Source organism: Aeromonas sp. MTB, assembly GCF_056632455.1.
In genome coordinates this window covers 3,483,497-3,507,978 of record NZ_CP147026.1, presented here as the reverse complement: position 1 = coordinate 3,507,978, position 24,482 = coordinate 3,483,497, and the positions used below count along the sequence as shown (strand labels likewise).

Annotated in this window: 26 protein-coding genes, 1 pseudogene and 1 other annotated feature; of the genes and pseudogenes, 20 read left to right on the top strand and 7 right to left on the bottom strand. The window is 55.0% G+C overall.

Translation table 11 applies throughout. The features are described from left to right. Positions 1-32: 32 nt before the first annotated feature. Both WBR25_RS15955 and WBR25_RS15950 read right to left on the bottom strand, forming a co-directional pair. The gene (locus WBR25_RS15955; RefSeq protein WP_100654370.1) at positions 33-1,889 is read right to left on the bottom strand and encodes a metallophosphoesterase family protein; all 1,857 of its coding nucleotides are present in this window, start codon (positions 1,887-1,889) and stop codon (positions 33-35) included. A gap of 358 nt (positions 1,890-2,247) precedes the next feature. Next, a pseudogene (locus WBR25_RS15950) lies at positions 2,248-2,793 on the bottom strand (transposase); the annotation flags it as partial. 186 nt (positions 2,794-2,979) lie between these two features. Here WBR25_RS15950 and WBR25_RS15945 point away from each other — a divergent pair. Then, positions 2,980-4,110 carry a hypothetical protein gene (locus WBR25_RS15945; protein ID WP_100654368.1) on the top strand — a complete coding sequence of 377 codons (1,131 nt, stop codon included), beginning with the start codon at positions 2,980-2,982 and terminating at the stop codon, positions 4,108-4,110. 464 nt (positions 4,111-4,574) lie between these two features. On the opposite strand, the gene WBR25_RS15940 is transcribed toward WBR25_RS15945, so the two are convergent. The 3 genes from WBR25_RS15940 to WBR25_RS15930 all read right to left on the bottom strand — a co-directional run bounded on the left by WBR25_RS15940 (position 4,575) and on the right by WBR25_RS15930 (position 8,297). After that, positions 4,575-4,973, bottom strand: coding sequence for an antitoxin Xre/MbcA/ParS toxin-binding domain-containing protein (locus tag WBR25_RS15940; RefSeq protein ID WP_075114273.1), 399 nt, complete (start codon positions 4,971-4,973; stop codon positions 4,575-4,577). Between the two features lie 281 nt (positions 4,974-5,254). Beyond that, positions 5,255-6,796: a tyrosine-type recombinase/integrase gene (locus WBR25_RS15935; protein ID WP_139473999.1), complete on the bottom strand. Its 1,542-nt coding sequence runs from the start codon at positions 6,794-6,796 to the stop codon at positions 5,255-5,257. Positions 6,797-7,142: 346 nt separating this feature from the next. Next, complete coding sequence (locus WBR25_RS15930; protein ID WP_479748604.1) at positions 7,143-8,297, bottom strand: flagellar assembly protein FlgT; 1,155 nt, start codon at positions 8,295-8,297, stop codon at positions 7,143-7,145. 206 nt (positions 8,298-8,503) lie between these two features. Between WBR25_RS15930 and WBR25_RS15925 the strand changes: the two genes are divergently transcribed. Both WBR25_RS15925 and WBR25_RS15920 read left to right on the top strand, forming a co-directional pair. Continuing rightward, entirely contained in the window at positions 8,504-9,124 is a 621-nt protein-coding gene (locus WBR25_RS15925; RefSeq protein WP_005338718.1) for a FlgO family outer membrane protein, read from the top strand. Between the two features lie 10 nt (positions 9,125-9,134). After that, entirely contained in the window at positions 9,135-9,560 is a 426-nt protein-coding gene (locus tag WBR25_RS15920; RefSeq protein ID WP_005349622.1) for an LPP20 family lipoprotein, read from the top strand. Positions 9,561-9,637: 77 nt separating this feature from the next. Here the strand turns inward: WBR25_RS15920 and pheA are convergent, their stop codons facing one another. Further along, entirely contained in the window at positions 9,638-10,810 is a 1,173-nt protein-coding gene (gene pheA / locus WBR25_RS15915) for a prephenate dehydratase (RefSeq protein WP_005343631.1), read from the bottom strand. A 38-nt stretch (positions 10,811-10,848) separates the two neighbouring features. After that, positions 10,849-10,970, bottom strand: a sequence feature (Phe leader region). 169 nt (positions 10,971-11,139) lie between these two features. Here pheA and WBR25_RS15910 point away from each other — a divergent pair. The 17 genes from WBR25_RS15910 (at position 11,140) to WBR25_RS15830 (ending at position 24,179) form a co-directional block, all read left to right on the top strand. Beyond that, entirely contained in the window at positions 11,140-11,751 is a 612-nt protein-coding gene (locus WBR25_RS15910; RefSeq protein ID WP_201932775.1) for an HAD family hydrolase, read from the top strand. 18 nt (positions 11,752-11,769) lie between these two features. Further along, positions 11,770-12,048, top strand: coding sequence for a DUF6482 family protein (locus WBR25_RS15905; RefSeq protein WP_005338699.1), 279 nt, complete (start codon positions 11,770-11,772; stop codon positions 12,046-12,048). A gap of 79 nt (positions 12,049-12,127) precedes the next feature. Further along, complete coding sequence (locus WBR25_RS15900; RefSeq protein WP_042054408.1) at positions 12,128-12,964, top strand: adenine nucleotide alpha hydrolase family protein; 837 nt, start codon at positions 12,128-12,130, stop codon at positions 12,962-12,964. Positions 12,965-13,070: 106 nt separating this feature from the next. After that, positions 13,071-13,643: a DUF3157 family protein gene (locus WBR25_RS15895; RefSeq protein ID WP_058058236.1), complete on the top strand. Its 573-nt coding sequence runs from the start codon at positions 13,071-13,073 to the stop codon at positions 13,641-13,643. A gap of 189 nt (positions 13,644-13,832) precedes the next feature. Beyond that, entirely contained in the window at positions 13,833-14,474 is a 642-nt protein-coding gene (locus WBR25_RS15890) for an outer membrane beta-barrel protein (RefSeq protein ID WP_139433737.1), read from the top strand. Between the two features lie 180 nt (positions 14,475-14,654). Next, the gene (locus WBR25_RS15885; protein WP_005343644.1) at positions 14,655-15,602 is read left to right on the top strand and encodes a YbgA family protein; all 948 of its coding nucleotides are present in this window, start codon (positions 14,655-14,657) and stop codon (positions 15,600-15,602) included. Positions 15,603-15,671: 69 nt separating this feature from the next. Next, on the top strand, positions 15,672-16,559 hold the full coding sequence (locus tag WBR25_RS15880; protein ID WP_479748602.1) for a MerR family transcriptional regulator: 888 nt from the start codon (positions 15,672-15,674) through the stop codon (positions 16,557-16,559). Beyond that, the gene (gene phrB, locus WBR25_RS15875) at positions 16,556-17,977 is read left to right on the top strand and encodes a deoxyribodipyrimidine photo-lyase (RefSeq protein ID WP_479748600.1); all 1,422 of its coding nucleotides are present in this window, start codon (positions 16,556-16,558) and stop codon (positions 17,975-17,977) included. The genes WBR25_RS15880 and phrB overlap by 4 nt, the downstream gene beginning before the upstream one ends. Before the next feature lies 1 nt (position 17,978). Next, positions 17,979-18,407, top strand: a complete 429-nt coding sequence (locus WBR25_RS15870) for a nuclear transport factor 2 family protein (protein ID WP_040096496.1) — start codon at positions 17,979-17,981, stop codon at positions 18,405-18,407. Further along, complete coding sequence (locus WBR25_RS15865; RefSeq protein WP_479748598.1) at positions 18,404-19,138, top strand: SDR family NAD(P)-dependent oxidoreductase; 735 nt, start codon at positions 18,404-18,406, stop codon at positions 19,136-19,138. The genes WBR25_RS15870 and WBR25_RS15865 overlap by 4 nt, the downstream gene beginning before the upstream one ends. Next, complete coding sequence (locus WBR25_RS15860; RefSeq protein ID WP_456690653.1) at positions 19,135-20,394, top strand: NAD(P)/FAD-dependent oxidoreductase; 1,260 nt, start codon at positions 19,135-19,137, stop codon at positions 20,392-20,394. The genes WBR25_RS15865 and WBR25_RS15860 overlap by 4 nt, the downstream gene beginning before the upstream one ends. Next, entirely contained in the window at positions 20,391-21,173 is a 783-nt protein-coding gene (locus tag WBR25_RS15855; RefSeq protein WP_479748595.1) for a DUF1365 domain-containing protein, read from the top strand. The genes WBR25_RS15860 and WBR25_RS15855 overlap by 4 nt, the downstream gene beginning before the upstream one ends. Continuing rightward, positions 21,173-22,429 (top strand): SAM-dependent methyltransferase, encoded by a 1,257-nt coding sequence (locus tag WBR25_RS15850; protein ID WP_021230329.1) that lies wholly within the window; start codon positions 21,173-21,175, stop codon positions 22,427-22,429. The genes WBR25_RS15855 and WBR25_RS15850 overlap by 1 nt, the downstream gene beginning before the upstream one ends. A 2-nt stretch (positions 22,430-22,431) precedes the next feature. Continuing rightward, entirely contained in the window at positions 22,432-22,908 is a 477-nt protein-coding gene (locus tag WBR25_RS15845; RefSeq protein WP_479748594.1) for a DUF2878 domain-containing protein, read from the top strand. Further along, positions 22,905-23,126: a TIGR02450 family Trp-rich protein gene (locus WBR25_RS15840; RefSeq protein ID WP_019445887.1), complete on the top strand. Its 222-nt coding sequence runs from the start codon at positions 22,905-22,907 to the stop codon at positions 23,124-23,126. Before WBR25_RS15845 ends, WBR25_RS15840 begins: the two co-directional genes overlap by 4 nt. Continuing rightward, positions 23,083-23,625, top strand: coding sequence for a chalcone isomerase family protein (locus WBR25_RS15835; protein WP_479748593.1), 543 nt, complete (start codon positions 23,083-23,085; stop codon positions 23,623-23,625). Before WBR25_RS15840 ends, WBR25_RS15835 begins: the two co-directional genes overlap by 44 nt. A 14-nt stretch (positions 23,626-23,639) precedes the next feature. Further along, entirely contained in the window at positions 23,640-24,179 is a 540-nt protein-coding gene (locus WBR25_RS15830) for a DUF3833 domain-containing protein (protein WP_479748591.1), read from the top strand. Positions 24,180-24,252: 73 nt separating this feature from the next. On the opposite strand, the gene nqrM is transcribed toward WBR25_RS15830, so the two are convergent. Next, entirely contained in the window at positions 24,253-24,477 is a 225-nt protein-coding gene (gene nqrM, locus WBR25_RS15825; RefSeq protein WP_479748589.1) for a (Na+)-NQR maturation NqrM, read from the bottom strand. Between the last annotated feature and the right edge of the window lie 5 nt (positions 24,478-24,482).

Below are 24,482 nucleotides of genomic sequence, written 5' to 3'. Positions count from 1 at the left end.
GGGGAGCGGTTCGGCTGGTACGATAGGCCTAATTATTTTAGGTTTTCAAATTGGCCGTTTGTCATGTCAATCTGGATATTCAGGTCTGGTACCGGATCATAGATAATCCCTTCACCGACGGTACCTAGTAGGCCATAAATTGGCGCCAGCATTTTATCGCCAAGGAGGTTGCTGAGATCCTTGCTAGGGTCCCACTCTTGGGAAAGCGTCAAAGTCTTGAGTTTGGTGACTTCGTCTGCCAATTCCTGTTTGCTAACATTATGTTTTTGGCCATATTCACGAGCCCAGTTTAAAACAAAGCGCATTTTATCATCGATTTGTTCTGAGTTCTCTTCATCACCATGGTAATGGGCTTTGAGCACCGCACCGATCAACTGGCTGAGGGTTGTCTTATACAGCTCATTCCAGGTAAGCCCTGAATCAGCTAACACATCTGCTTCAAACAGGGGTTGCCATTCCGAATCTTGACAGATAAATTTTTGGCAATTCTCACGCTTATAGACATCCAGCATGGTTTTGGCCACAGGTTTTTTTGTTAGTGAATTGTCAAGGATCTCCAGCAATGGTCCATCAATATCAACACCGAGTGCCGCGAAAATATTTTGGCTCAAACCATCGACCAAACCAACTAAATTTGCATCAGGAACTGATTCCATAACCGTTGTGTTGTCAACATCTGTGGTTATCAATTTGTTTTTAATATCGACCAATACCGAGCGATAAGGTGCGGGATAGCTCACTGAGGCACCTGTTTGAATATCATAGATCCAACTACCATCCTCATATTGACGTTTGGTAATATCATTAGCGTGGAAGTGACCAGTAAACACAATGTTCACACCTGCTTGCGCCAAGATTTTTGATATATACTCACTGGTGCTGGTATAGAGGGTTTTGCTCTTCTTACCAGTGTATGTGTTGGTAAATTCTTCTATATAGGTGGGTACATCGATACTATCATGAAATGAGGTTTTTTCACCATCGATGACATAACCAGGGATTAAAGCACTCTTGCTAGGGAAATGTTCAATAACACCAGCATGGTTCATTGCCAGCAATATCTTTCCTTGATCTTTGGCTTCCTGTGCCTGCTGTTTAATCCACTCCAGAGTGCTCAAACGCTCAGGCGTCAGCAGAGATCCGCCAGTTTTACTATAATCCGGACTATTAGCTTGCCAGTGCTGTTGCACATCTTTGATGGAGGAGGTAATGGAGTCTATTGCGAGGATTCGCACGCCCTCTGTTGGTTCGGCAACAAAGGAGAAAGAGTTAGGGTCTCGGGCAATGGCTTCATTAAAACCAAAATCTTGGTAGAAATTATCCCAGTTCTCCATAAACATAGGTTCGCCAGTGGTGTTAGTCATATGCGGCGCCATGCTGCCAGGGACAACATTCTGCTCATTTCCTTCCAGATAGACAGCTCCTTTGGCGGTCAGGGTTTGGGTCAGGGATTCTTTATAACCATAGGGGTTATTCATATCGTGGTTACCCGGCACCACATAGACTTTGATTCCTTGTTCTCTAGCACGCTGCAAGCTTGTACGTACTTTTTTATGGTTAATTCGTTCCCCATCCTTGGTCAAATCACCTGGTACTAAAATAACGTTGGTACCGTTTTTAATCATTTCTTGAATTGCATGATCAAGTAATTCTTGACTTTGCAAAAACGCCTTGCGGTCGCTACTAATAGCGGCTTGAAACATCTCGCCATTAATATCATCCCCCATACTACCATCATATAGATGTGTATCGGTAACAATCGAAATCTTTAATGTTTGAACATTTTCGCTGTCAATATATTGGTCAGTTTGACTGTGATTGTCATTACAGCCTGCTAATAAAATGGAGCTAACTACAACACTCAATGCTAGTTTTTTAAAATGCAACATAATTACTCATTGATGATTAATTTTGGTTTGGTGAGTGCGAGAATAAGACTGCAATCTTAAGTTTTTATTACACAGTGGAGTAGCGTGTTTATAACTGCCGATAAATATGAGTTACATTCAGCTCACAGTCAGCTTTGTAATTAGCGACGATGGAAAAAGTAACAATATTGGGAAGGCGGCGTATTCTGCTTGCAGATGGTCCCTCCCGTATTGCTTTCTGGCATGACCATAAAGCATCCGACACAGGCAGTTAACTCTCTGGCCCTCGAGCAGACCGACGAGTTCATAAATAAGCTGCCAGGCCGTATTACTGAGTTGGAGGATCGCTTCAACCAGCACAGCGGCAATTCTCCCGAGCCCCCTCCAGTGTCAGGACTGAAACTGCTCCGCCTGTTCGTGGTTTCTTACTATCCGCCTGTTGATTGCCCCTGCTGGGGTTGCAAGGAGTTGTCTCATGGTAAGCTTTAGCGGAGTGCATTAGGTGTTTGATACGCCCCAGCTTGCGCCGCCGCAGAGGGTTGAGCAAGGTGGGCAACACCTCGGCATCATGGACATTTTCCAACGAGACTTCCGCCGTCACGATATCGTGGGTCACCGGGTCTACTGCCAGATGCAACTTGCGCCAGACTCTCCACCATGTTTTCTGATCTTCTACTCGCCTTCACCAAACACCTTCAACCCGGTTGAGTCGATAACCAAGACGGTAATGCGGCTTGTCGATAAGCCACCGTCACCGTGCGTGCTAGCCTGCTGACATAGCTATACCCGTTGTGAACAGTGGCACATTCATCAGCTCTAACAGGGAGTCGTATAGTCCCTGAGTAGCCCGCATAGTGAGGTTGAAAATCCCCTTAACCATCAGGAAAGTGACGATGATCTGATCGGTGTAGAACTGGCTACGCCCGTAGTCCATGATTCTCTTGGACTGTTCTGTCAATTCGGATATGATTTGTCGCGGCTGACCAGCCAGACTTTCGCACGAGTCAAAATGGTTACTACTCTCAAGCCACATGATCTCAACCTCAAATCCTCACCTTGGATGGATTAAACGTGCGATGTATACCCCAGGGTAGGACTAGGAGATTGGATCATGACCATCAAAGCGTTCGTCCACACAACCCAACTTGAGCTCAAAGATGTACTAGGCATCTCCCTCAAACGTAGTCATATCTACGAGATGATTGCTGCGGCCTATGGCTACAGTACTTACGCGTCATTGCAAGCTGATGCGATTCTGCTCAGTAATACGAAATGGCAGGTTGCGTTGGATGTAAGTGCAATTGAGGCTAGAGCTAATATTCTGGGTATTAGTATTCCTGAGCTTATCGCTCAGAAGTTGGCCACATCGTTAGTGCAGGCGGGTATTATAAGCCTACGCGTAAAAGAGATTTTGAGGAATCGCCTAAACGACGATTACATTACTCAGCTTTATATTAAGAGTAATCAAATTCCTCCTAATTCGACTACTGCTAGCCGCTTTAGCTCCTCAGACCATTATGCTGGGGAATTAATGAGTATGTTTAAACAGAATGAATTTAACTCGCCATTAGTACACCAGGGGTTGGTCCAGTTAAGTGCATTTGCAGACCGAAATGCTTCATCGTTCCCACAATACGAGCTTCATCAAGAGTTTTATAAACTGGCTGGTGAGTTTAATGATACAGATGTAGGCGGATTAGTTGATAATGATAGAGAACGATACTCGCTTTGGCTCCAGCACTTGAAAAAATCAGCTATGAGATTTGACATAGAGGCTATAGAGTTATTGTCAACCTATCGGCTTGATGTTTCTTTATATGCAAATGAATTAAAAGACTACACGTATCATGAAAATGTAGCAGTCAAATGCGAAGATGCTGGGTATATGCAACATGCATATTACTGGTGGATTAGAGCTGCATTACAAGGGTCTATTAACGCAATGCACAAGTTGATTAGCAACTATGAAAAGGAAGACTTATATCGTTGTTGGATATGGGTACTTCTTGCAGAGAGTATTGGGTATGATCTCCTAAATGAGGTCGATACATCCACAACTTATGATATGCATGCGGGTAGTGACAAGCATACATTCACTATCCAAGGGCAGACTTTTCCTGCACTGACATTACCAGCTCTAGAGATGGTCTTGCATCACAAGGCTCAGCGAGTCGTAGATAAGCTATGTCAAGAACATTTTGATGATGGAATCGTATTTGAAGATCACGGCTCATATGACTAAGGCGGAATTAACTAGAAAAGATATTTTTTATCTTTTGTGTTGAGTTTTTATTTGTAATCGACAGCTGTCGACAGTGTGAGAGGCGTGTTAAAACGTGAAAATAATCATTGCCTCTCACGCACTACATTTAGATCTTGCTGAGTTAGGTGTGCTAATTACTTTAATAAAAGATAATTCACTCAAAAGATGAGTGTTGACACACTATATTCTAGTAATTTCTTATTGTAAGTGCAATTTTCTTCCTTTAAGGAAAGCTAGCTCGAAGGAATTAAAAATCTGGATTATCTTCGCTGCGAAGCAGCGGAATGTTGAAATTCTTAAATTTTTTAATTGTTCTCAATAATAGTAAATGGACAGTTTTTCGATTTTTTCAAGTGGGGTAAATGAAAAAAGTTCGAAAAAAGATGAGGTTGGTTATTTTTGAAGCGTTCTTAAGGGGGGGTTAGCCTATCAGCTACCTCGCTCTAGGTGCACACCCCATGTTGGATTCGTCCTACAAGTACTATTACTGCCTGAGCCCCTAAAGCTGTCGACAGCACCTCTGCTGGCCGTTTACCACCTAAGCCCCAAGCTGGGCGATGTAACCATGACAATGCTCTGGCGGTATTGTTTCTGTGGAGGAAGAGAACAGCTTCGAGCGCCTGTACAACGCCGTATACCCTGGCACCCTGCGAGATTGATAGGGGAGCCTCAATCCTCAGCTTGCGAGCAACAGTGCTCCGGCTAATGCCTGCTAAGCGGCATATCAAACCTGAGTCTGTGTTCATCAATTCAGCTAGTCGATGAATGATGCCAGGAGCTACGCCAGCTACGATCCAGAGATGTGCACTCAGTGGATCTTGAGGGATGTTGAGAGTCGTCATAAGGGTGTGGGCTGAACTAGCCTGCGTACTGGGTTGATAAACTGAAAGTGACATATTTTACTGTTCCAGTATTGACAATGATTTGTTCTCATCATCGTACTCCATGTTCAGATTTTCTGACAGTTACCTCACTGGTTATAATTGTTGATGTTGCTGATATGGAGGGCACCCGCCCCCTCCATTAGCAAATGAACGAACTGAATCATGTTCATGGCCTATACCTAGAAATATGGCCTCATTCAGCAAATCCATTTCAAGAAAGTAAAGGCTTTATATTCAAGCTACAGCATTTCTTTAAGCCAAAAAATTTGCTCTGCATTTAGTTGGTTTTGGTCACCCAAATCTTTCATTTCTTGTACGAAAGTAGAGAGTTCATCTTTTATATTCTTCTTTATACATCTCCTAACATAGCTTTCATATAAGCTATTAACAGATGGAGGGAAATTCGTTTCCTGTTGCACCTTTATAGCTGCATTAGAATTGGTTGCACTCCTTAACTTTTCTCTTGTAGCTTGGCTGATATTGTTGTCAATATAGTAATTCATCAACGTTTCGAGGCTGTGTCCAGTGATCTTAGATAAATCTTGAATAGGCACTCCGCTTTCTAGTGCTTTTTTGGCAAAAGTATGTCTGGCATCATATAGTCGGCCTATCTTAGGAAAATTAAACTCTTTTTTAACTGCCTGCCAAGTTTTCTGATAAAGGCTCGAAGTTACATGGGGGGCCTTTGCGTCGCGACAACAAGGAAACATTAACTCACCCTCTCGATCACTCAAGCTTTTTAGAATTTTGTATTTCGCTACATAATTCCAGTATGAGTCTGACTCAATAGCAACAATGCGTGCAGCCTTGTTTTTACTAATGTGCTCAGGAATACGTATGGTTCTATCATTAATATTAAAATTGTTGCTTGTGTTTCTATATATTTCAGAGTTTCTTGCCCCGCATAGGAACATGGTTGCAACTATGATCTTGGAATCCCCACCACCTGGAGTGTCTTCATTAAAAATAAATTCCACTACTTCATTTGTGGGGTCAGTATATGTTGTGACAGGCCTCTTAGGGTTTCTTGGGAACAGAAAAATATGCCTATCAATTTTATTCTTTGGTAAATAGGTGCACGTAACACACATATTAAACAAGCTGTTTAATAAGGAATAGTATTTCCTCATTGTTTCTGATGTTATTGGCGTTTCTTTGTTCTGCCAATACTTTTTGAATATTACTGGATGATCTTCATTAAATTCAGATAGCTTTAGGTCTAACCATGGTTCAAAGGCAGATGAGATTTCCCTTATTGTTTTGTCGGTAACAGGGCTTAATGAATTTCTCTTGTTTGATTTATTTTCACGGTCGTTTTTATAATGCTCTAAAAGATATGTTCTCAATGTAAAAGACTGATATTTCCACTTTTCTGGATTAATCTTTTCAGCATCACTAACTAATCTCTTAAACTCTTCCTTAGCCTGTGTAACGCTAAAAAAACCTTTTTGGTAATGTCCACTTTTAGTGCGAGGCGTCCAATTGCCAATTTTCTGCCTCCGATTTTTATCGTAAACAATATAGAATGTCTTAACACTGTTTCCGATTCTTAGTTTTAATCTTGGTTTGTTCTTTTCATTATATTTTTCATCGTCAGAACTATAGTGCGTTAATTCAACACATTTATTTTTATCATTAATAAATGGAAGACTATCTATGTACTGGTCTTTAAAGGTAAATGAGAATTTCCCTTTAATTATGGCCGCAGGGTGACCCTGGAGCAGCGTCTTAAGATCGAACTCTTCTTTGCGTATGGATGTAGCCGGATTTTTGGGAGCCATTGGGTACCACCGAAAAATGTTCTATTGAGACATTATAGCGGCAAAATAGCGCAAAAGTAGAGTTGAGTGGCGTGAATAGCTCTTAAATAGCGCAAAACAGGCATCGATTGCGCCGCTCACAAAACAAGCAGCTCGGTTGTTTATGAATGCTTTTTGAGCTATAAAGCTATGTTTTTAAAGGAAATATTTATAATTCCTAATATTTAAAAAATCTTATAACGGCCTGTTTAGATAGATTTTTAAGCAATAAAGATCCCTTAGGAGGGGACCGCTCTATCCTGCTGAGCTACGGGAGCTGTGTGGCGGGCATTATACAAGAAGCAACTCCCTTTTAAACCCTTGATTCTTATTCCAATACTGCCAAATCCCCGTTCTGGATGTTAAACGGCGAATATTTGTTCTGGCTGCTGATGATGGCGCCATCGTCGAATACCTGCACCACTTCGAACAGGCCGTCGGCCGGGTTGCGCATCATGCGCGATTTGCCGTAGGGGTCGATAAAGTCGGCGTTGTGCTGGATGCGGAACTGGTCGCCGAGCTTGACACCGTTGCGCCGTCCCAGATTGATGTAGGGGCCGCGTTCGTTCTGGCCGACCACTCTTGCGGTGACCGGGGCACAGGTGAGCTGGGCTACCAGATCCTGAGCCGCCTGTTGCAACTGGTAGTTGACCTCCTGGCCATAACTTGACTGCCAGAACTGGCCGCTGCTGCTGCCCACTTGCTCCCGCTTGCCAAAGGTCCAGGTGGCGCGCCCTTCGTAGACCTTGCGGTTGACCAGACTGCCGTTGATGCCATCGAACAGGTAGAGCTGCATGCGAAAGTTGCGTACGGGATCCTCATACCAGCTGGTCAGCTGGTTGCCCTGCGGCTCGATGGAGAGATCATCGATGCTGCCGAGCACCAGATACTGACTGTCGGTGCGCAGGCTGAGGGCCTTGATCTCTTCGAGGGTACTGCGATCTCCCTGTTGCAGATGGAGCGGATCGATGCGCAGGTTTTCATCCAGCCACTGGCGCACCGCGACCCCTTGCGGCGCGTTGGCGAGAGTCTCGAACAGTCGTCGCGAGAGGTTTTCCGGCATGTCGTCCATGGCGCCGTAGCTGGCTTGGTCCGGATAGCGCATCCGCAGCCTGACCAGTGTCAAATCCTTGGCGAAGTGCTGGGTCTGGCAGATCTGGCGCTCGGCCTGAATGTCGGCCACCAGGGTGATATACATGCGGCCGTTGCGCACCTCTTCCCGCTTGAGCCGATATTGGCGAATGTCGCCGCCGGAGCGGATCTGGATCTGCTCGGATCGCAGGCTGCCATTTTCCAGACGCTGGACGCTGGAAACGGCCGCGCCGCTGGCCAGCAGCGCCTGACGCAGGGCGTCGCGGGTCGCCTGCTCGCGGGCATAGACCTCATCGCCCCCCAGAATGGCGGCGCTGCCCTGCGCTTCGATAAGCTCGGCTCGGGCGCTCAGACTGGCCAGCAGCAGGGTCAACAGCAGCGGTAATTTCATAGCAGATACCTTGAGTTGGCGGGCAGCCGAGCCATGTTGAGGAAATGGCGCCTGCTGGCCGACATGGATCACAACACGTTCCAAGTGGCAGCGCACGTTGGCGCTGACGATGACCATTAAAAAGCAAGAATCATGCCTCATTCCCGGCTCAAGCTTTGTCCGGCGCGTCCGATAATAAGTCAGGTGCAGATACAGGAAAGGTATCCATGAACAAACTCATCACGGCGTTGGCGCTTGCTCTGGCATTGACCGGGTGTGGCTCCGACCCTATCAATCGGGATCAGGGCGACCCCCGCCAGGCGGCGCAGGGGATGGAGCTCAACTGGCTGGTGGCGCGTATGACCGACCAGCTGATGGAGCGCAAATCGCTGACCACCTTGACCGAACCCATCGCGGTGGCCTCTTTCGTCGATCTCGATACCCTGCAGGATACCAACTGGATGGGGCAACAGATTGAGGAGAGCTTTATCTACGAGCTCAACCGCCGCGGCGAGGTGGTGGTGGACTTCAAGCTGACCGGCAGTATCAAGGTAACGCCGCAGGGGGATTTTGTACTGAGCCGCAACTACAAGGAGCTCTCCTCCCGTTTGCCGATCTCCCGCATTCTGGTCGGCACCTTCAGCCGCAACAGCAAGGGGATCCTGGTCAACGCCCGCGTTATCGACATGCGCACCAAGATGGTGGAGACCACGGCCCAGAGCCTGATCCCGCAAAAATATCTGTTCGGTGCCAACAATTCGTTTGGTCGGGCATCGATCAATCGCGGTTATCTGATGCGTGACAGTCAGGCCCGGCCGGGCGGTCATCTGGTCAACCTGACCCCGTGAGGAGCGAGTCATGAAGATCCTGTTTGGTTGCCTGTTGGCACTCTTGCTCACCGGTTGCAGCTACAACCGGGTGGTGGATTACACCCAGGGTGGCAAGCCCGATGATTTTCCGGTGCTCAAGGCGGTGGGCTATGCGGTGATCGACATCCAGCCTGGCCCCTCCCAGTCGGAGAAGATGCTGCAAGCCATTCGCGCTTCCAAGATGGATGCTTATCGCGAGCTGGCAGAGCAGCTCAATGGTCAGCAGGTGCGCGGTCAGAGCAGCTATCGTGACCTGACCCAGACCTCCAACTCGCTGGATGTGTCGGTCGCCGGTGTGGTGCGTGGTGCCCGGGTGGTTGCCTCTTATCCGCGCGGCAATACCTATGCCACCGAGATGGAGCTCGATACCCGTGCCCTCTACAACATCAACCAGCTGATGGCCGGTCAGTTCTGAGTTGATGGGCTTGCCGTGAAAACCGGCATCAAAACAAAAGGCGAGCAGGGTGCTCGCCTTTTGTCGTTGTGGGCTGGTTAGCTCCCCATCAGCACCGGCGGCACTGCGGTGGGTTTCACATCCTCGCTCGGGTAGCAGCCAAGCACCTTGATATAGCGGGTGATCTTGGTCAGCTCCACCAGTGCGGCCTGCATCGCCGGGGTCTGCAGGTTGGCGGAGACATCGAGATAGAACATCTCTTCCCACGGGTTGCCCTGCACCGGACGGGACTCCAGTTTGGTCATGTTGATCTCGTGGCTGCGCAGTACCAGCAACGCCTCGACCAGCGAACCCGGCTTCTGGGAGGTGGACATTATGAGGGTGGTTTTGGCCGGGATCTGCGGTGCCACGTCGATTGGCTTGCGCGCCACCACGATGAAGCGGCTGTAGTTCTCTTTCTGGTTGGCAAGCTGCTCGGCCAGCACATCCAGACCATACAGTTCGCCACCGGCGGCGCTGCCGATGGCGGCGGCCTCCGGGCTGGCCAGTTCTTTCACCTTCATCATGGCACTGGAGGAGGAGTCGCAGATCTCGTGGCGCGCCCCTTCCAATTTGCTCAGATAGTGGGAGCACTGCTGGAACACCTGCGGGTGGGCATAGAAGGTTTTGATGCGACTCAGCTCGGTCGGCACGGCGGTGAGGATGCAGTGCTCGATGGGGTAGGTGAGCTCGCCGACGATGGAGAGGCTGGTGTGCTGCATCACATCATAGACTTCGTTGATGGAGCCAGAGCTGGTGTTCTCGATGGGCAGCACGCCGAAGGCGGCGCGGCCTGACTCCACCGCATCCAGCACTTCGCGGAAGTTCTGGCAGTTCACCTCGATCACCTGATCCTTGTAGCGCGCCAGATATTTGCGGGCGGCCAGGCTGGAATAGGAACCGCGCGGCCCAAGATAGGCGACGCTGGTCATCGGCTCCTGCTGCTCCGGGTTGAGCAGGCTCTGCAGATAGGCCTGCTGGGAGAGCACAGAGTCTTCGATGATGGTGTGATAGATGCGGGTGATGTACTGGGCATCCAGCCCAAGCACGCGCCCTTTCTGGATCAGGGCGACCAGCAGCTCCTGCTCCCGCTGGTGGTCACGGATGGGGCGCGGGTTGGCTTGCTTGGCACGGGCGACCTCTATGCTGAGGGTCTTGCGTTTTGCCAGCAGGGCAAGCAGCTCCTGATCCAACCGGGTGATGTCTTGTCTGATCTCGTCGAGCGTTGCCATGATTGTTCCCTATCCAAGTAATCGATTGATATTAATGCAAAAAAAAGCCTCCGCTAGGGGAGGCTCGATTCGTCTTTGCTTTCTGTTCACACGACGACAGGCCTTCCCTCAAGCGGGCCGGATAAACGAGAAAGCAAAGAAGAATGGTGCGTGCATAGGTGTGTCCTTGAAGTAACGTCATAACCATTAAGGGATTTGCCGGTCTGATGCAAGTAAAACTTGCCCGCGGGCGGGGATGGGGGCAGGGTATCCGGTTAAGAAAATGGCGTATGAATGATGTTCTATTGACTCTGTTTTTATGACTGAAACCCAGTGGGGAGGTAAAGACGATGGCGATTATTTTCGATCTGGGACGGGTGGTGGTGAGCTGGGATCCGGTAGGCATAGTGCGTTCCGTGCGTGGTCCGCAAGGGGCCGAACAGTTGGCCGAGCAGCTCTTTAACCACCCGGATTGGCTGGAGGTAGACAGAGGCACCATGTCGCTCCACACCATGGCCCGGGAAGCGCAAGCGCGCACTGGCCTTTCGGCGGCACAGAATCTGGCCATTTTACAGGCAGTTCCCGCCTCCCTGCAGCCAGATCCCGCTATGCTAACCCTGATAGCCGAGCTTCACGGGGCGGGGTACACCCTGTATGCCCTCTCCAACATGGGTCATGCCAGCATCGACTGGCTGGAGCAGCATCAGGATTTTTGGCGCTTCTTTAGCGGCAAGGTGGTCTCGGCGCGGGTGCGGATGATGAAGCCGGAGCCGGATATCTATCGCTATCTGCTGGTGTCGTTCGATCTGAAACCGGCAGAGTGTCTCTTCATCGATGACAGTCCCGCCAACATTGCGGCCGCCGAGGCCCTCGGTATCAGGGGGATCGTCTTTACCGACGCGGCGAGTTGCCGCCAGCAACTGGGTGAGCTGGGCTGTTTGCCCGCCACCGGCAGGGGGTGATGCCCCTCTAGGAGCACTATGGAGCATGGCCGGTTTCGCAATTGGCTCAGTCATTATCCCGAGGCGACCCTGATCATCGCCTGCAAGGATGGCAGCGGTTATCAGCTCTGTGTTGAGGCAGAAGGGGAGTGCCTCTGCCTGACCGACAGCGAGGGAGGGCGCCTGACTTTCACCTCGCTGGATCAGGCGCAGGGTTTCTTGCGAGCCCATCGGGTTCACCAAGCAAGATTACGAATTTATGACGCCCAAAATGAAGATTTAGCAGCAGAATCACAGGAAATAATCATCAAGTTTTAATTTTAACCAGACTCTTTAAGGGTCTATTCAGTTTGTTTGCCGCACAATACTGCACCTGTTCATCATCCGGAGCTGTTTAATGGGTGCCAATGTAGTTGTACTGAATCAGGGATATGATCACTCTTTTCAAGCCAGGGAACAGCTGCTGATTGAGCGACTGGCAAGTTTTGACGAGCTGGTTGTCTCTTTTTCGGGACGGTTGGAATCCTGCTACAGCATCGAGCTGTGCCGCGCTGCCGGTGTGAAAATCCATGCAATTACCCTCGATAATCCGACCCGCAGCCGCAGTGAAGTGGCCCGAGCCCGCCGTTATTGCCAGCGTTATGGCATCGATCACTGGGTCATCAAGAGTGACGAGATCGTCTTTTGCGATCGCCTGCCAAATATTGAAGGGCTGATCGACCCGGTTCGCCGCATTGGTGAGTATGTGCAGACTCGTTCTGAGTGGGCTCATCTGCCGTTGCTGGTTCCGGCAGCGGTGGAGGAGCGTGATGATTATCTTGCCCAGTTCGGGTCTCTGCCTGCCAACTCAATCTGGTTTTTTGCCGACAACGGATTGATGCGCCGCGATTATCGTTACGGCTTCAACAAGCGTCAGCTCGGTCGCTGGGGAAAGGGGAGCAACGGTTGCCTTAGCAATCGCTTCACCAATCCACGGCAGCTTGAGCAGCGTTATTTGCGAATGGTGGATCAGGCCGAGCAGATGCTGGCCGACATGGGGCTGGACGAGGCACAGGTCTTTTTCCATACCCTGTGTGACTGCTCCACCACCCTAGCCCGGGTGCGTCTGCCAGAACATCAGCGTGCGCAGGCATTTGATATGCAATCGGATATTTTGTCTGCCCTCAAGGGGAGTAAGTTCGATCTGGTGACCCTGGATATGGCACAGAAAGAGCGGCACGATCTCGCCATCTAGCCTGCGGGCAAGCGATGCGGGTGCCAGAACGTGAGTGCCGTCATAGGCAAGGGGCGACGGGACTGTTTATACTGTCGCCCTTTCACCCGTTACCGAGCTTCGCCCAATGAAACCCTTCTCCCGTCTGCTGATTGCCCTGTGCCTCTCCCCCGTATTGGCGCAGGCTGCCCCTCTTTCTCAGGTGACGTTGCCCGATGGTCGGCAGGTTCAGCTCAACGACGACTTCACCTGGGAGTATCTGGTGGTTAAACCGGCCGAGTCCGTACAGGGCATGGCTGCTGATGGGAAGGCTGGGGCCGTGGTAGCCGTCGCTGCTCCGGTGCTGACCGATCAGGCCAAGGCCAATCCGGAACTGCTTGCCCAGATGGCGCGTGACGGTGTGGTGGTCAAGCTGGACAAGATCGAGGGATCTGACCCGCTGGTGCTGACCTTTATGGTGAGCAATACCGGCACCCGCAATGTAGTCGGGGTGCGTGGCATGGTGACCCTGTTCAGTGCTGACGGGGTGCAGCTGAGCCGTCAGGAGGCCCGCTTCTGGGTTGCCGAGAATCGCCTGCCGGAGACCTATCTGCGCAAGGGGCAAGCCCGTCCGTCACTGGCACTCGAGATCCCCCGTCCTGCCGGATTGACTGGTCAGCCGCTGGTGCGGGTCGAAATTGACGAGGTGGTCTTCCGCTGATTTGGCGTTGTTCCGGCCCATGCAAACCGTGTGGGCCGGCAACTTGTTGCCGCTGACACCCCCTGCAATATCTGCTTACATCTGACATGGTTCTGCAATAGCTTGCAGCTCGGCAAGCCGGGAACCTGATCGCACAATGACTCCATACCAGCTCGCTAGCAACGGGCCCAATCACATGGAGTTATCATCATGAAAAAAGCAACTGTCTCTCTTCTGGTTCTGGCCGGGTTTGCCTCTACTTCCGTCATGGCGCAGGATGCCTTCAGCTACGCCAAGGGTTCCGCCACCTGGGCGCACACCAAATCCGACTATCTCAACGGTACCTTCAGCAATGACAGCAAAGGAACCCGTGATTTTGGCGGTCTGAGCCTGGATCTCTCCAAGAGCTTTGGCTCCAATTTCTATGGTCGCGGCAGCACTGAATACACCTCTCGCAGCAACGGCAACGACAGCATGTCGATCTCCAGCATCGGTGTCGGTGTATTTACCCCGCTCAGCACAGGTCTGAACCTCTACGGTGAAACCGGTTTGACCGGCTACATGCTGGAGCGTGAACTTGCCAGCGATATCGCTAACAAAGGGTGGGATGCTGTTGCTCGCAAAGATAGCGGTAGCATGTACGGTGAAGTGGGTCTGCGCTATGACATCGGTAATGTCGAGCTCTCCACTGCCTACCGCTACGCCAACATGACCGACGATATGCACGACTTCAAGGTGGGCGGTGCCTACAAGCTCAACCAGAACTGGGCGCTGACTGCCGATTACACCTATCGCAACTGGGATCTGCAAAAAGGTTCCATCTCCAGCCTGGGTGTGAAGTACAGCTTCTAATCCCCCTTCCCGTAGTCCGTAGTGTCTTGATTTTTACCCATGGCGTTCGCCATGGGTTTTTTCTTTTTCCGGTGATCCCTTTTTTCTCCTTGTGTCGTATCAGTCGCAAATAGTTATACAACTTTCATTTTTTTGTATAACTGCTATAACTGAATCAATGCTTATACAAGGAGCGTCATCATGTACAAGATTAAAGTCGGTATCAGTGCCTGCCTGCTGGGACAAGAGGTACGTTTCGATGGGGGCCACAAGCGCTCCAGCTTCTGCGAACGGGATCTTGGCGCTCACTTTGACTATCACCCCGTCTGTCCCGAGATGGCTATTGGTCTGGGGGCGCCTCGCGCCGCCATCCGGCTGGTCAAGCGCAACGGCGAGATCCGTGCCGAGGCGAGCAACGGTAGTTTCGATGTCACCGAAAAGCTGATTGCCTTCAGCGAGCAGAAGGCACGCCAGCTCGACTTCATCTCCGGTTATATCCTCTGTGCCAAATCACCCAGCTGCGGTATGGAGCGGGTCAAGGTCTATGGCGCCAACAACGAGGGGAGCGCCAAGGAGGGGATCGGCCTCTTTGCCAAGGCGTTGATGGAGGCCAACCCCCTGCTGCCGGTTGAAGAGGATGGCCGCCTGTGCGACCCCATCCTGCGGGAGAACTTCGTGCTGCGGGTCTTCGCCTACCATGACTGGCAGCAACTCTGCGCCCGCGGCATTACCGCCTCTGCGCTAATCCGCTTCCACTCCCGCTACAAGTATCTGGTGCTCTCCCACGCCACCACCCACTACCGGGCGCTTGGCAAGCTGCTCGGCAATCTGGGCAAGTCCACCAATTTGCAGGAGGTGGCCGACAACTACATCAAGGGATTGATGACGGCGCTGACCCTGCGGGCCAACCGTCGCAGCCACACCAATGTGCTGATGCACCTGCAGGGCTACTTCAAGCGGGTGCTGACCCCGGCCCAGAAGCAGGAGCTTGCCGATACCATCGACAAGTACCGCACCGGTATCTTCCCCTTGCTGGTGCCGCTCACCCTGATCCGTCACTACCTGCGCGAGTACCCCAATCCCTATCTCGCCGAGCAGGTTTATCTCAATCCGCACCCCGATACGCTGAAATTGCGTTACGGGCTCTGAATCCGTTCTGTTGCCCCGGCGTATGGTTTGCGCCGGGTAGCCTTACCCCTCTGTTTGATGGACGTTGTCATGTCTGATTTATCGCAAGAAGTTGCTCCTCTCGCTGATGAGGGGATCTACCCCATTCGCGAGGTCTCCCGTCTCACCGGCGTCAACGCCGTGACCCTGCGTGCCTGGCAGCGCCGCTACGGTCTGGTGCAACCGGCCCGCACCGAAAAGGGCCACCGCCTCTACAGCGAGCAGGATATTCGCCAGATCGGCGAGATCCTGAGTTGGCTGGAGCGGGGAGTGAATATCGGGCAGGTGAAGGGGCTCTTGAGCGAACCCCATTCCGAGCCGGTGAGCGATCACTGGCAGCAAACCCTGGAGCAGTTCAGTCAGGCGCTGCTTGCCTTCAACCAGCGCAAGGCGGAGTCCGAGCTTAACGACCTGCTGGCGAGCTACCCGTTCGAGCTGGTGCGCAGCCGGGTACTGCAACCGCTGGTGGAGCGGCTGCTGGGGCTGTGGCGCGAGCGGCCCGATGGCGAGCTGCTGCAACAGGTGTGGCTGGGCTGGCTCCATACCCGCTTCGCCCGCCACCTGATCGAGCAGGAGAAGGGCGTGCCGATCACGCTGGCGAGCTGGGGACAGGTTGGCCCCCTCGAGCTGGTCTGGGCCGCCTACGAGTTGATCGGTCAGGGTTATGAGGTGCAACTGCTGGGTGCGGTCGAGCCGCGCCATGCCAGCCTGCTGGAGGGGCGTGCCGTTACCTCCTGGCTGGTATTGCTGGGGGCAGGGCTTGGCAAACAGGAGCTGGCCGCCGGGTGGCCCGCAGGCACGCGCCTGTTTGGCAAACTGGGTCGCCTCTACGACGATGAGTGGCTTACAGCCCATGGCTGGCAGGCAAGCCTTGCCGAGCTGATGGCGGATGCCCCAGATGCTGCTGGCACCAGCGGACGCGGGAGGAAAAAATCATGAAGCTGGTCTGGTTGCGCAACGATCTGCGCCTTGCCGACAACCCGGCATTGCGGCATGCCTGCGCCGGTGATGAACCGGTCGCCGCGCTCTTTATCATCTCCCCCACCCAGTGGCGGCAGCACAAAATGGCCCCCATTCGTCAGCGCTTTATGTTGGCGCAGGTAGATGAATTGGGCCGCGAGCTGGCGGCGCTTGGCATCCCGCTCCATCTGTTGCGAGTGGAGACCTTTGCCGAGGCGCCCGCTGCGTTGTCAGACCTCTGCCGCGAGCTGGGGGTGACCCAGCTCTATGCCAATCAGGCTATCGAGATCGATGAGCAGCGCCGCGATCACGCCGTCAGCGCCGCACTGGCAGAGCAGGCAGTGAGCTGTCACTGGCTCAATGGCTGTTGCGTATTGCCACCGGGGCGGGTGCTGACCGGCTCGGGGGAGATGTTCAAGGTGTTCACCCCCTTCAGCCGAGCCTGGCTCAAGGCCCTCGATGAAGAGGGGTTTGTCATTCATCGCGCCCCAGCGCCCCGTGGCGAGTCGTTGCCGTGGCAGCCGCTGGCCGAGCGGGCGTGGGTTGATGAGGCGCTCGGCGAGCTGACGGCGGACCCCCGCTGGCCTGTGGGTGAGGTGGAAGCTCTGCGTCGTTTGAACATTTTTCTGGAGCAGGCGGTGCTCGACTATGGCGAGACCCGGGATTTTCCTGCCATCGCGGGCACGTCCGTGCTCTCCCCCTATCTGGCGGCGGGCATCATCAGCCCGCGCCAGTGCGTGGCGGCGCTCCAGCAGCGGCTCGGCTATCGGCCCCAGTCAAAGGCCCAGCCCGGCTTTGTCTGGCTCAATGAGCTGGTCTGGCGCGAGTTCTATCGCCACCTGCTGGTGCTGATCCCGACCCTCTCCATGAATCGCCCATTCAAGGCGGAGACTGCCGCCTTGCCGTGGAGCTGGGATCCGGATGCCTTCGCCACCTGGTGCGAGGGCCGTACCGGCTACCCCATCGTCGATGCGGCGATGCGCTGTCTCAACACCACCGGCTGGATGCACAACCGGCTGCGAATGATAGTGGCGAGCTTTCTCACCAAGGATCTCCATATCCACTGGCGGCTCGGGGAGGATTACTTCATGAGCCGGCTCATCGATGGGGATCTGGCGGCCAACAACGGCGGCTGGCAGTGGGCGGCGGGTACCGGCGCCGATGCGGCGCCCTATTTTCGGGTATTCAACCCCACCACTCAGGGGCAACGATTTGATCCACAAGGGGAGTTTATCCGTACTTGGGTAACTGAACTGGCCGATATTCCCGCCGCTTATGTGCATCAGCCCCACGATTGGCTGCGACTCAAGGGGCGACAGGATTATCCGGCACCCATGGTGGATCACGCCGTTGCCCGGGTGAGAGCCATCGAGATGTTTCGCTCTCTGGAGAAATAGGATGAACGAGCCGCTGGCCCGCTTTATTGGCCTCTATCAGCAACTGGACAAACAGCAGTTGCACCGCTTGCCCGAGGTCTATGCCGAACAGGTGGTCTTTACCGATCCGGCCCACTGTATCGAGGGGCTGGCGGCCCTTGGCGACTATTTTGCCGCCCTCTATCAGCGCCTCGCTTACTGTCGCTTCGTCATCACCAGTCAGCAGCAGCAAGGGCCGCAGGCCTGGCTCGGCTGGACCATGACCTTCTCTCACCCCAGATTGCGTGGTGGTGAGCCGGTGACGGTGGAGGGGGCCACCCGCCTCGAATTCGACGAGGCGGGCAAGGTGTGCCAGCACCGGGACTATTTTGACCTGGGTGCCATGCTCTACGAGCAGTTGCCGCTGCTTGGGCCCGTGGTGCGCACTATCAAGATGAGGCTTGGCGCATGAGCGGCCGGGTGCTTATTACAGGCGCGACCTCCGGCATCGGTCGTCAACTGGCACTGGATTACCGGCGGGCAGGCTGGCAGGTGTGGGGCTGTGGCCGCGATGGCGAACGGCTGCAGGCGCTGGGGCTGGATGGCGTCACGCCGCTGCAGTTCGATGCCCGGGATCTGGCCGCAATGAGCGGGGTGGCTGCTACGCTGCCATCCCTCGATCTGCTGATCCTCAACGCAGGCAACTGCGAGTACATGGATGTGGCGGAGGGGTTTGACAGCGAGCTGTTTGCCCGTGTCATCGACACCAATCTGACCGCCACCGGCCATGCGCTGGCCGCCTTCTTGCCGTTGCTCGGTGCGGGCTCTCGGCTGGCCATCGTCAGCTCGTCGGTGAGCTGGCTGCCGCTGCCGCGAGCCGAGGCCTATGGCGCCTCCAAGGCGGCCCTCGACTATCTGGCGGATACCTTGCGCCTCGATTTGGCCAGCAAAGGGATCGGGGTGACCCTGATCCGCCCCGGCTTTGTCCAGACGCCGCTCACCGCCAAAAATGATTTTCCCATGCCCTGCCTGGTGACGGTGGAGCAGGCCTCCCGCGCCATCATGGACGGGCTGACCTCTGGTCGTCACCAAATCCACTTTCCCCGCCGTTTCATCTGGCTGCTGCGCCTGCTTGGTGCGCTGCCGGTGGGGCTCTGGCTGCGCCTTGGCCGCGCACTCGTATCGAAAGGAAGCCATTCATGAAGAAAAAGATCGCCATCGTCGGTTCAGGGATCTCGGGGCTTACCGCCGGTTTTCTGCTCCACAAACTCCATGACATAACCCTGTTCGAGGCAGCGCCGACCCTGGGCGGCCACACCGCCACCGTCGATGTGCATCAGGCTGGCCGCAGCTATGCCATCGACACCGGCTTTATTGTCTTCAACGATCGCACCTACCCCAACTTCTTGAAGTTGCTGGCGCGGATCGGCATGGCGCGGCAACCGGCCGAGATGAGCTTCTCGGTGAAGAGCCCGGAGGGGCTGGAGTATAACGGCCACAACCTCGACACCCTGTTTGCCCAGCGCAGCAATCTGTTGAGCCACCGTTTCTACGGCTTTGTCGCCGAGATTTTGCGGTTCAACCGGGAGGCTCGGGCTTGGCTGGCAGATGGTCAACATCAGGGGGCTGGCCCCGAGCTGACCCTGGGGGATTTTTTGCTGGCGGGGGAGTTTAGCGACTACTTCGCCCGCCACTACATCTTGCCGATGGGGGCGGCAATCTGGTCATCGACCCTGGCCGATATGCGTGCCTTCCCCCTTGGCTTCTTCCTGCGCTTTTTTGCCAACCACGGCCTGCTGGATGTGGCCAATCGCCCCCAGTGGTACGTGATCCCGGGCGGCTCGCGGGAATATATCGGCCCCCTTACCGCGGGTTGGCAGTCGCAGATCCGCCTCGCCTGTCCGGTGCAGAGCGTACGGCGGGACGCAGATGGCGTGGTGATCCAGAGCAGTTACGGCGAGGAGCGGTTTGATGAGGTGATCTTCGCCTGCCACAGCGATCAGGCGCTGGCGCTGCTGGCGGATCCCAGCGAGCGGGAGCAGGCCATCCTCGGCGACATGCCCTATCAGGCCAACGATGTCTGGCTCCATACCGATGCGCGCTGCCTGCCCACCCGCCGCAAGGCATGGGCCAGCTGGAACTATCAGCTCGATGGCAATGACGAGGCGCGGCCGCTGGTGAGCTACAACATGAACATCCTGCAGGGGGTGAACTCGCCAGAGCCCTTCTGCGTCAGCCTCAATCCCAAGGGCAAGGTGGATGAGAGCAAGGTGTTGCGCCGCTTCATCTACCACCATCCGGTGTTCAATCAGGCCTCTATTGCCGCCCAGCAGCGGCGCGCGGAGATCTGCGGCCAGCAACACACCCACTTCTGTGGTGCCTACTGGTACAACGGCTTCCATGAGGATGGGGTGCGCAGCGCGCTGGATGTCGCCAGGCGCTTCGGAGCCGAGCTATGAACGGCGCCACCGTGGCCACCGAACATGAGGGTGCCGACGAACTGTCTGGCGTCACCAGCGCCATCTGGCTGGGCTCGGTGCGCCACCGCCGTTTTGCACCGCGGGCTCACGCCTTCTCCTACAGCCTTTTTATGCTGGGACTGGATCTCGACGAACTGCCGCAGCTCGATCAGGGGCGCTGGTTCGGGGTGGAGCGGGCTGGGTTGCTCTCGTTTCACCGCCATGACTATCTCAAGGGGAGTGAGGGAAGCCTCAAGCAGGCGGTGTGGCAGAAGGTGAGCGAGCTGGGTGGCGATGCCGAGCCCGAGGGGCGGGTACTGCTGCTCGGCAATGTGCGCTGTCTGGGGTTCTACTTCAGCCCGGTCAACTTCTACTTCTGCTACCGGCAGGGCGAGGCACGCTATCTGCTGGCAGAGGTGTCGAACACCCCCTGGAACGAGCGTCACTACTACCTGCTCGATCTGGCGGCGCTGGCGCCCCATGACAAGGATTTTCACGTCTCCCCCTTTATGGGGCTGGCGATGCGTTATCACTGGCGGATCAGGCCGCCCGCACAGGAGACACTGATCCACATCGAGAGTCATCCCGTATCCGGTGAAGCCAAGCTGTTTGACGCAACCCTGGCGCTCACTCGCGAACCCTTGTCGCGCAAGGGGCTGGTAGCCCTACTGGCCCGCTGGCCATGGATGACCATGAAGGTGCTGCTCGGGATCTACTGGCAGGCCCTGCGTCTATTTATCAAACGAACCCCGATTTTTACCCATCCGGAGAGCCGCTAATGGAACTTGCTCAATCAACCCTCTCTGCCTCTTTCATCGACAAGGGGGCAAGACAACTGCTGCTCAATCTGCTGGGTCGCCTCGAACATGGCCAACTGCTGCTGCGGGATGGCGGTGAGCGCCACAGTTTTGGCGTCGCGGGCACCGATCTGCATGCCGAACTGGTGGTGCAGGATCCGGCCTTCTATCGTCGCCTGCTGCTGGGGGGCAGTATTGCCGCCGGAGAAACCTGGGTGGAGGGGCTCTGGACCAGCCCGGATCCGGTGGCGCTGGTGCGGTTGCTGGCCCGCAACCTGACCCTGCTCGACTCCCTCGAGCGGCGCTTAGGCTGGCTCAGTTTCCCCTTCAACAAGGTGCGCCACTGGCTTAATCGCAATACCCTGACCGGCTCGCGTTCCAACATCGCCGCCCACTACGATCTCGGCAATACCCTCTATCAGGGTTTTCTCGACAGCCATATGCAGTACTCGAGCGCCATCTATCCGAGCGCCGAGGCCACTCTGGAAGAGGGACAGCAGGCCAAGCTGCGCACCATCTGCGAGCGACTGGCGCTGGGGCCTGACGATCATCTGCTGGAGATCGGCACTGGCTGGGGCGGCCTAGCCGTCTATGCCGCCCGCCACTATGGCTGCCGGGTGACCACCACGACCATCTCCCGGGCCCAGCATGACTACGCCAAGGAGTGGATTGCGCGGGAGGGGCTGGGGGATCGCATCACCTTGCTGCTGGAGGATTACCGCAAGCTGGAGGGCACCTATGACAAGTTGGTCTCCATCGAGATGATCGAGGCGGTAGGGCACGCTTTCCTGCCCGACTATTTCCGCCAGCTGTCGCGGCTGCTCAAGCCCGGTGGCCGTCTGCTCATCCAGGCCATCACCATCGCCGATCAGCGCCATGCCCAGTATCTGCGCGGGGTTGATTTCATCCAGCGCTACATCTTCCCCGGTGGCTGCCTGCCGAGTGTCTCCCAGATGGCGGGGCTGCTGGCGCGGGAGACCGACATGCAGCTGGTGCGGTTGCACGATCACGGCCATCACTATGCCCGCACCCTGGCTCACTGGTGCGATCGCTTTCTGGCGTTGGCGCCCGAGCTGCCCAAGCTCGGTTACAGCCAGGATTTCATCCGGCTGTGGCACTTCTACTTCGCCTATTGCGAGGGGGGATTCTGGGAGCGCACCATCAGTCTGGTGCAGTTGGAGGCCGCCAAGCCGGGGCCTGCTGGCTGGTCGGGTGATGTGCCAGTAAGCGGTCACTGACCATGTGGCAGTGGGCTCACCTGCTGGGGTTCAACCTCTACTGGTTGCTGGCGGTGAAGTGGCAGCAGCCGGGCCCGCTGCTGGCAATGTTGCTGCTGCACTTTCTCTTCTCACCCAGCCGCCTGCGTGACTGGCGTCTGATCCCCATCGCGGTTGCTGGCTGTCTGCTGGATGTCCTGCTCTGGCAGCTCGGCCTGTTCCGGTTCCCGTCCGGTTTTCCCCTCTGGTTGGTGCTGCTCTGGCTCGGTTTTGCCCTGACGCTGGCCCACGGTATGCGCTGGCTGCTGCGCTTGCCTCGCTGGCAGCAGGCGCTGTTTGGCGTATTTGGCTGTGCCTCCTCCTATGTGGCGGGGGCTGCCATGGGGGCAGTAAACTTACCCTGGGGCATCTGGATCAGTACGGCGCTGCTGGCAGTGATCTGGATGTGGTGGTTACCCGTACTCCTGTGGGTAATGGTCAAGCTGGAGGGTGAGTCATGACAAACACCTTTTCGACCGACTCGTTGCTTTTTTCTAAATGGACCAAAGAGAGCCAGCATGAGCTGACTGATCGATTCTATCTGGTGGTTGCCTGCCAGCGGGATGCGCAGGGGCGGCTGGTGCAGGTGGTGATGCAGGATATCAACACCCTGCAAGAACAGGAGATGGACTGGCATGAACTGGAAGACCCCAACCACTGGCATATGGGGTGGAATTAACCCGCTACTGCTGGCGTTTACGCTCTTGGCTGCAACCGCAGTGCAGGCTTCTGCCGCCCCCTGGCAGCAGCTGCGCCCGGTCGGGCAGGGGGAGATGAACTGGCTCTGGTTCAAGCTCTACGATGCCACCCTCTACAGTGAAAGCGGGCGCTATCAGCCCGGTCACTATCCGCAGGCACTGACACTCATCTATGCCAGAGCCATCGAGCGGCAAGATCTGCTGAGCGCTACCGCCGCCGAGTGGCAGCGGCTCGGTCTTGGCTCTGACGCCGAGCGTCAGCGCTGGCTCGGCCAGCTCGCAGCACTCTGGCCCGATGTGCAGGCAGGCGACAAGCTCACCTTCTATGTCGACAAGGGCGGGGCAGGCCACTTCTGGTGGCAGGAAAAACCCCTCGGCACTCTGGCCGATCCGCAATTCTCGGACGCTTTTCTCGCCATCTGGCTGGCTGACAACAGCCGCGATCCCGCCCTGACCCGCCGCCTGCGTGGCCAACCCTGAACATGGAGTCTTTGATGTCCTTCTATCGTGCATACCGCTGGTTGCTGTTGCTCCCCTTTTTGCTGCTGAGCGGCTGTGGTGCCAGTCTCGATGACTATCGGGGGCAGGGGCCAAACTGGGATCTCGCCCGTTTCTTCAACGGCAAATTGGTGGCTCACGGCCTGGTGACCGACCGCAGCGGCGAAGTGACCAGTCGCTTTCGGGTCGAGATGATGGGTCGTTGGAAGGATGGCAAGGGAGAGCTGTTCGAGCAGTTCTACTTTGACGATGGCCGCCAGCAGACCCGTACCTGGTATCTGAGCAAGGGGGTTGACGGTCACTGGCGAGGTACTGCTTCCGATGTGGTGGGAGAGGCGGTGGGTAAAAGCCAAGGGTTCGCCCTCAACTGGCGTTATCAGCTCGATCTGGCGCTACCGGATGGCGAGGTGGTGCGGGTGAGCTTCGATGACTGGATGTACCTGCTGGACGAAGAGCGTCTGATCAATCGTGCCGAGATCAGCAAGTTCGGTATCCATCTGGGTGAGGTGATCCTCTATATCGAACGTCAGCCCTGACCGTTAACGCAAGATAACGGCCAGTAAAAAGCGCGCCGATGACGCGCTTTTGTTTACCGAAAAACCAGAGTCATCAGATGATGCGGTTCTCTTCCAGCATCTTGCGACGGGCCTCTTCCTGGGCCATCTTCTTCTTGCGGTTGTCGCAGGGTTCCGGGCAATCGCACTCTTTCTCGATGCCGACACTACCCAGACCGCCACAGGAGCCGGAGATGGTCTTCTTCTGGAAGATGTAACCGATAGCCATGGCGGCTATCACCAGCATGAATACCCCAAAGGTGATCAGAAATATCTGCATCTCTA

Excerpts from the sequence above, each read along its gene's own strand:
- WBR25_RS15865 (WP_479748598.1), top strand. The coding sequence starts at position 18,404 with ATGAGCGGCCGGGTGCTTATTACAGGCGCGACCTCCGGCATCGGTCGT.
- WBR25_RS15945 (WP_100654368.1), top strand. The coding sequence starts at position 2,980 with ATGACCATCAAAGCGTTCGTCCACACAACCCAACTTGAGCTCAAAGAT.
- WBR25_RS15850 (WP_021230329.1), top strand. The coding sequence starts at position 21,173 with ATGGAACTTGCTCAATCAACCCTCTCTGCCTCTTTCATCGACAAGGGG.
- WBR25_RS15880 (WP_479748602.1), top strand. The coding sequence starts at position 15,672 with ATGTCTGATTTATCGCAAGAAGTTGCTCCTCTCGCTGATGAGGGGATC.
- WBR25_RS15845 (WP_479748594.1), top strand. The coding sequence starts at position 22,432 with ATGTGGCAGTGGGCTCACCTGCTGGGGTTCAACCTCTACTGGTTGCTG.
- WBR25_RS15885 (WP_005343644.1), top strand. The coding sequence starts at position 14,655 with ATGTACAAGATTAAAGTCGGTATCAGTGCCTGCCTGCTGGGACAAGAG.
- WBR25_RS15955 (WP_100654370.1), bottom strand. The coding sequence starts at position 1,889 with ATGTTGCATTTTAAAAAACTAGCATTGAGTGTTGTAGTTAGCTCCATT.
- nqrM (WP_479748589.1), bottom strand. The coding sequence starts at position 24,477 with ATGCAGATATTTCTGATCACCTTTGGGGTATTCATGCTGGTGATAGCC.
- WBR25_RS15890 (WP_139433737.1), top strand. The coding sequence starts at position 13,833 with ATGAAAAAAGCAACTGTCTCTCTTCTGGTTCTGGCCGGGTTTGCCTCT.
- WBR25_RS15930 (WP_479748604.1), bottom strand. The coding sequence starts at position 8,297 with ATGAAATTACCGCTGCTGTTGACCCTGCTGCTGGCCAGTCTGAGCGCC.
- WBR25_RS15900 (WP_042054408.1), top strand. The coding sequence starts at position 12,128 with ATGGGTGCCAATGTAGTTGTACTGAATCAGGGATATGATCACTCTTTT.
- WBR25_RS15840 (WP_019445887.1), top strand. The coding sequence starts at position 22,905 with ATGACAAACACCTTTTCGACCGACTCGTTGCTTTTTTCTAAATGGACC.
- WBR25_RS15895 (WP_058058236.1), top strand. The coding sequence starts at position 13,071 with ATGAAACCCTTCTCCCGTCTGCTGATTGCCCTGTGCCTCTCCCCCGTA.
- WBR25_RS15910 (WP_201932775.1), top strand. The coding sequence starts at position 11,140 with ATGGCGATTATTTTCGATCTGGGACGGGTGGTGGTGAGCTGGGATCCG.
- phrB (WP_479748600.1), top strand. The coding sequence starts at position 16,556 with ATGAAGCTGGTCTGGTTGCGCAACGATCTGCGCCTTGCCGACAACCCG.
- WBR25_RS15870 (WP_040096496.1), top strand. The coding sequence starts at position 17,979 with ATGAACGAGCCGCTGGCCCGCTTTATTGGCCTCTATCAGCAACTGGAC.
- WBR25_RS15925 (WP_005338718.1), top strand. The coding sequence starts at position 8,504 with ATGAACAAACTCATCACGGCGTTGGCGCTTGCTCTGGCATTGACCGGG.
- WBR25_RS15920 (WP_005349622.1), top strand. The coding sequence starts at position 9,135 with ATGAAGATCCTGTTTGGTTGCCTGTTGGCACTCTTGCTCACCGGTTGC.
- WBR25_RS15830 (WP_479748591.1), top strand. The coding sequence starts at position 23,640 with ATGTCCTTCTATCGTGCATACCGCTGGTTGCTGTTGCTCCCCTTTTTG.
- pheA (WP_005343631.1), bottom strand. The coding sequence starts at position 10,810 with ATGGCAACGCTCGACGAGATCAGACAAGACATCACCCGGTTGGATCAG.
- WBR25_RS15905 (WP_005338699.1), top strand. The coding sequence starts at position 11,770 with ATGGAGCATGGCCGGTTTCGCAATTGGCTCAGTCATTATCCCGAGGCG.
- WBR25_RS15855 (WP_479748595.1), top strand. The coding sequence starts at position 20,391 with ATGAACGGCGCCACCGTGGCCACCGAACATGAGGGTGCCGACGAACTG.
- WBR25_RS15935 (WP_139473999.1), bottom strand. The coding sequence starts at position 6,796 with ATGGCTCCCAAAAATCCGGCTACATCCATACGCAAAGAAGAGTTCGAT.
- WBR25_RS15835 (WP_479748593.1), top strand. The coding sequence starts at position 23,083 with ATGAACTGGAAGACCCCAACCACTGGCATATGGGGTGGAATTAACCCG.
- WBR25_RS15940 (WP_075114273.1), bottom strand. The coding sequence starts at position 4,973 with ATGACGACTCTCAACATCCCTCAAGATCCACTGAGTGCACATCTCTGG.
- WBR25_RS15860 (WP_456690653.1), top strand. The coding sequence starts at position 19,135 with ATGAAGAAAAAGATCGCCATCGTCGGTTCAGGGATCTCGGGGCTTACC.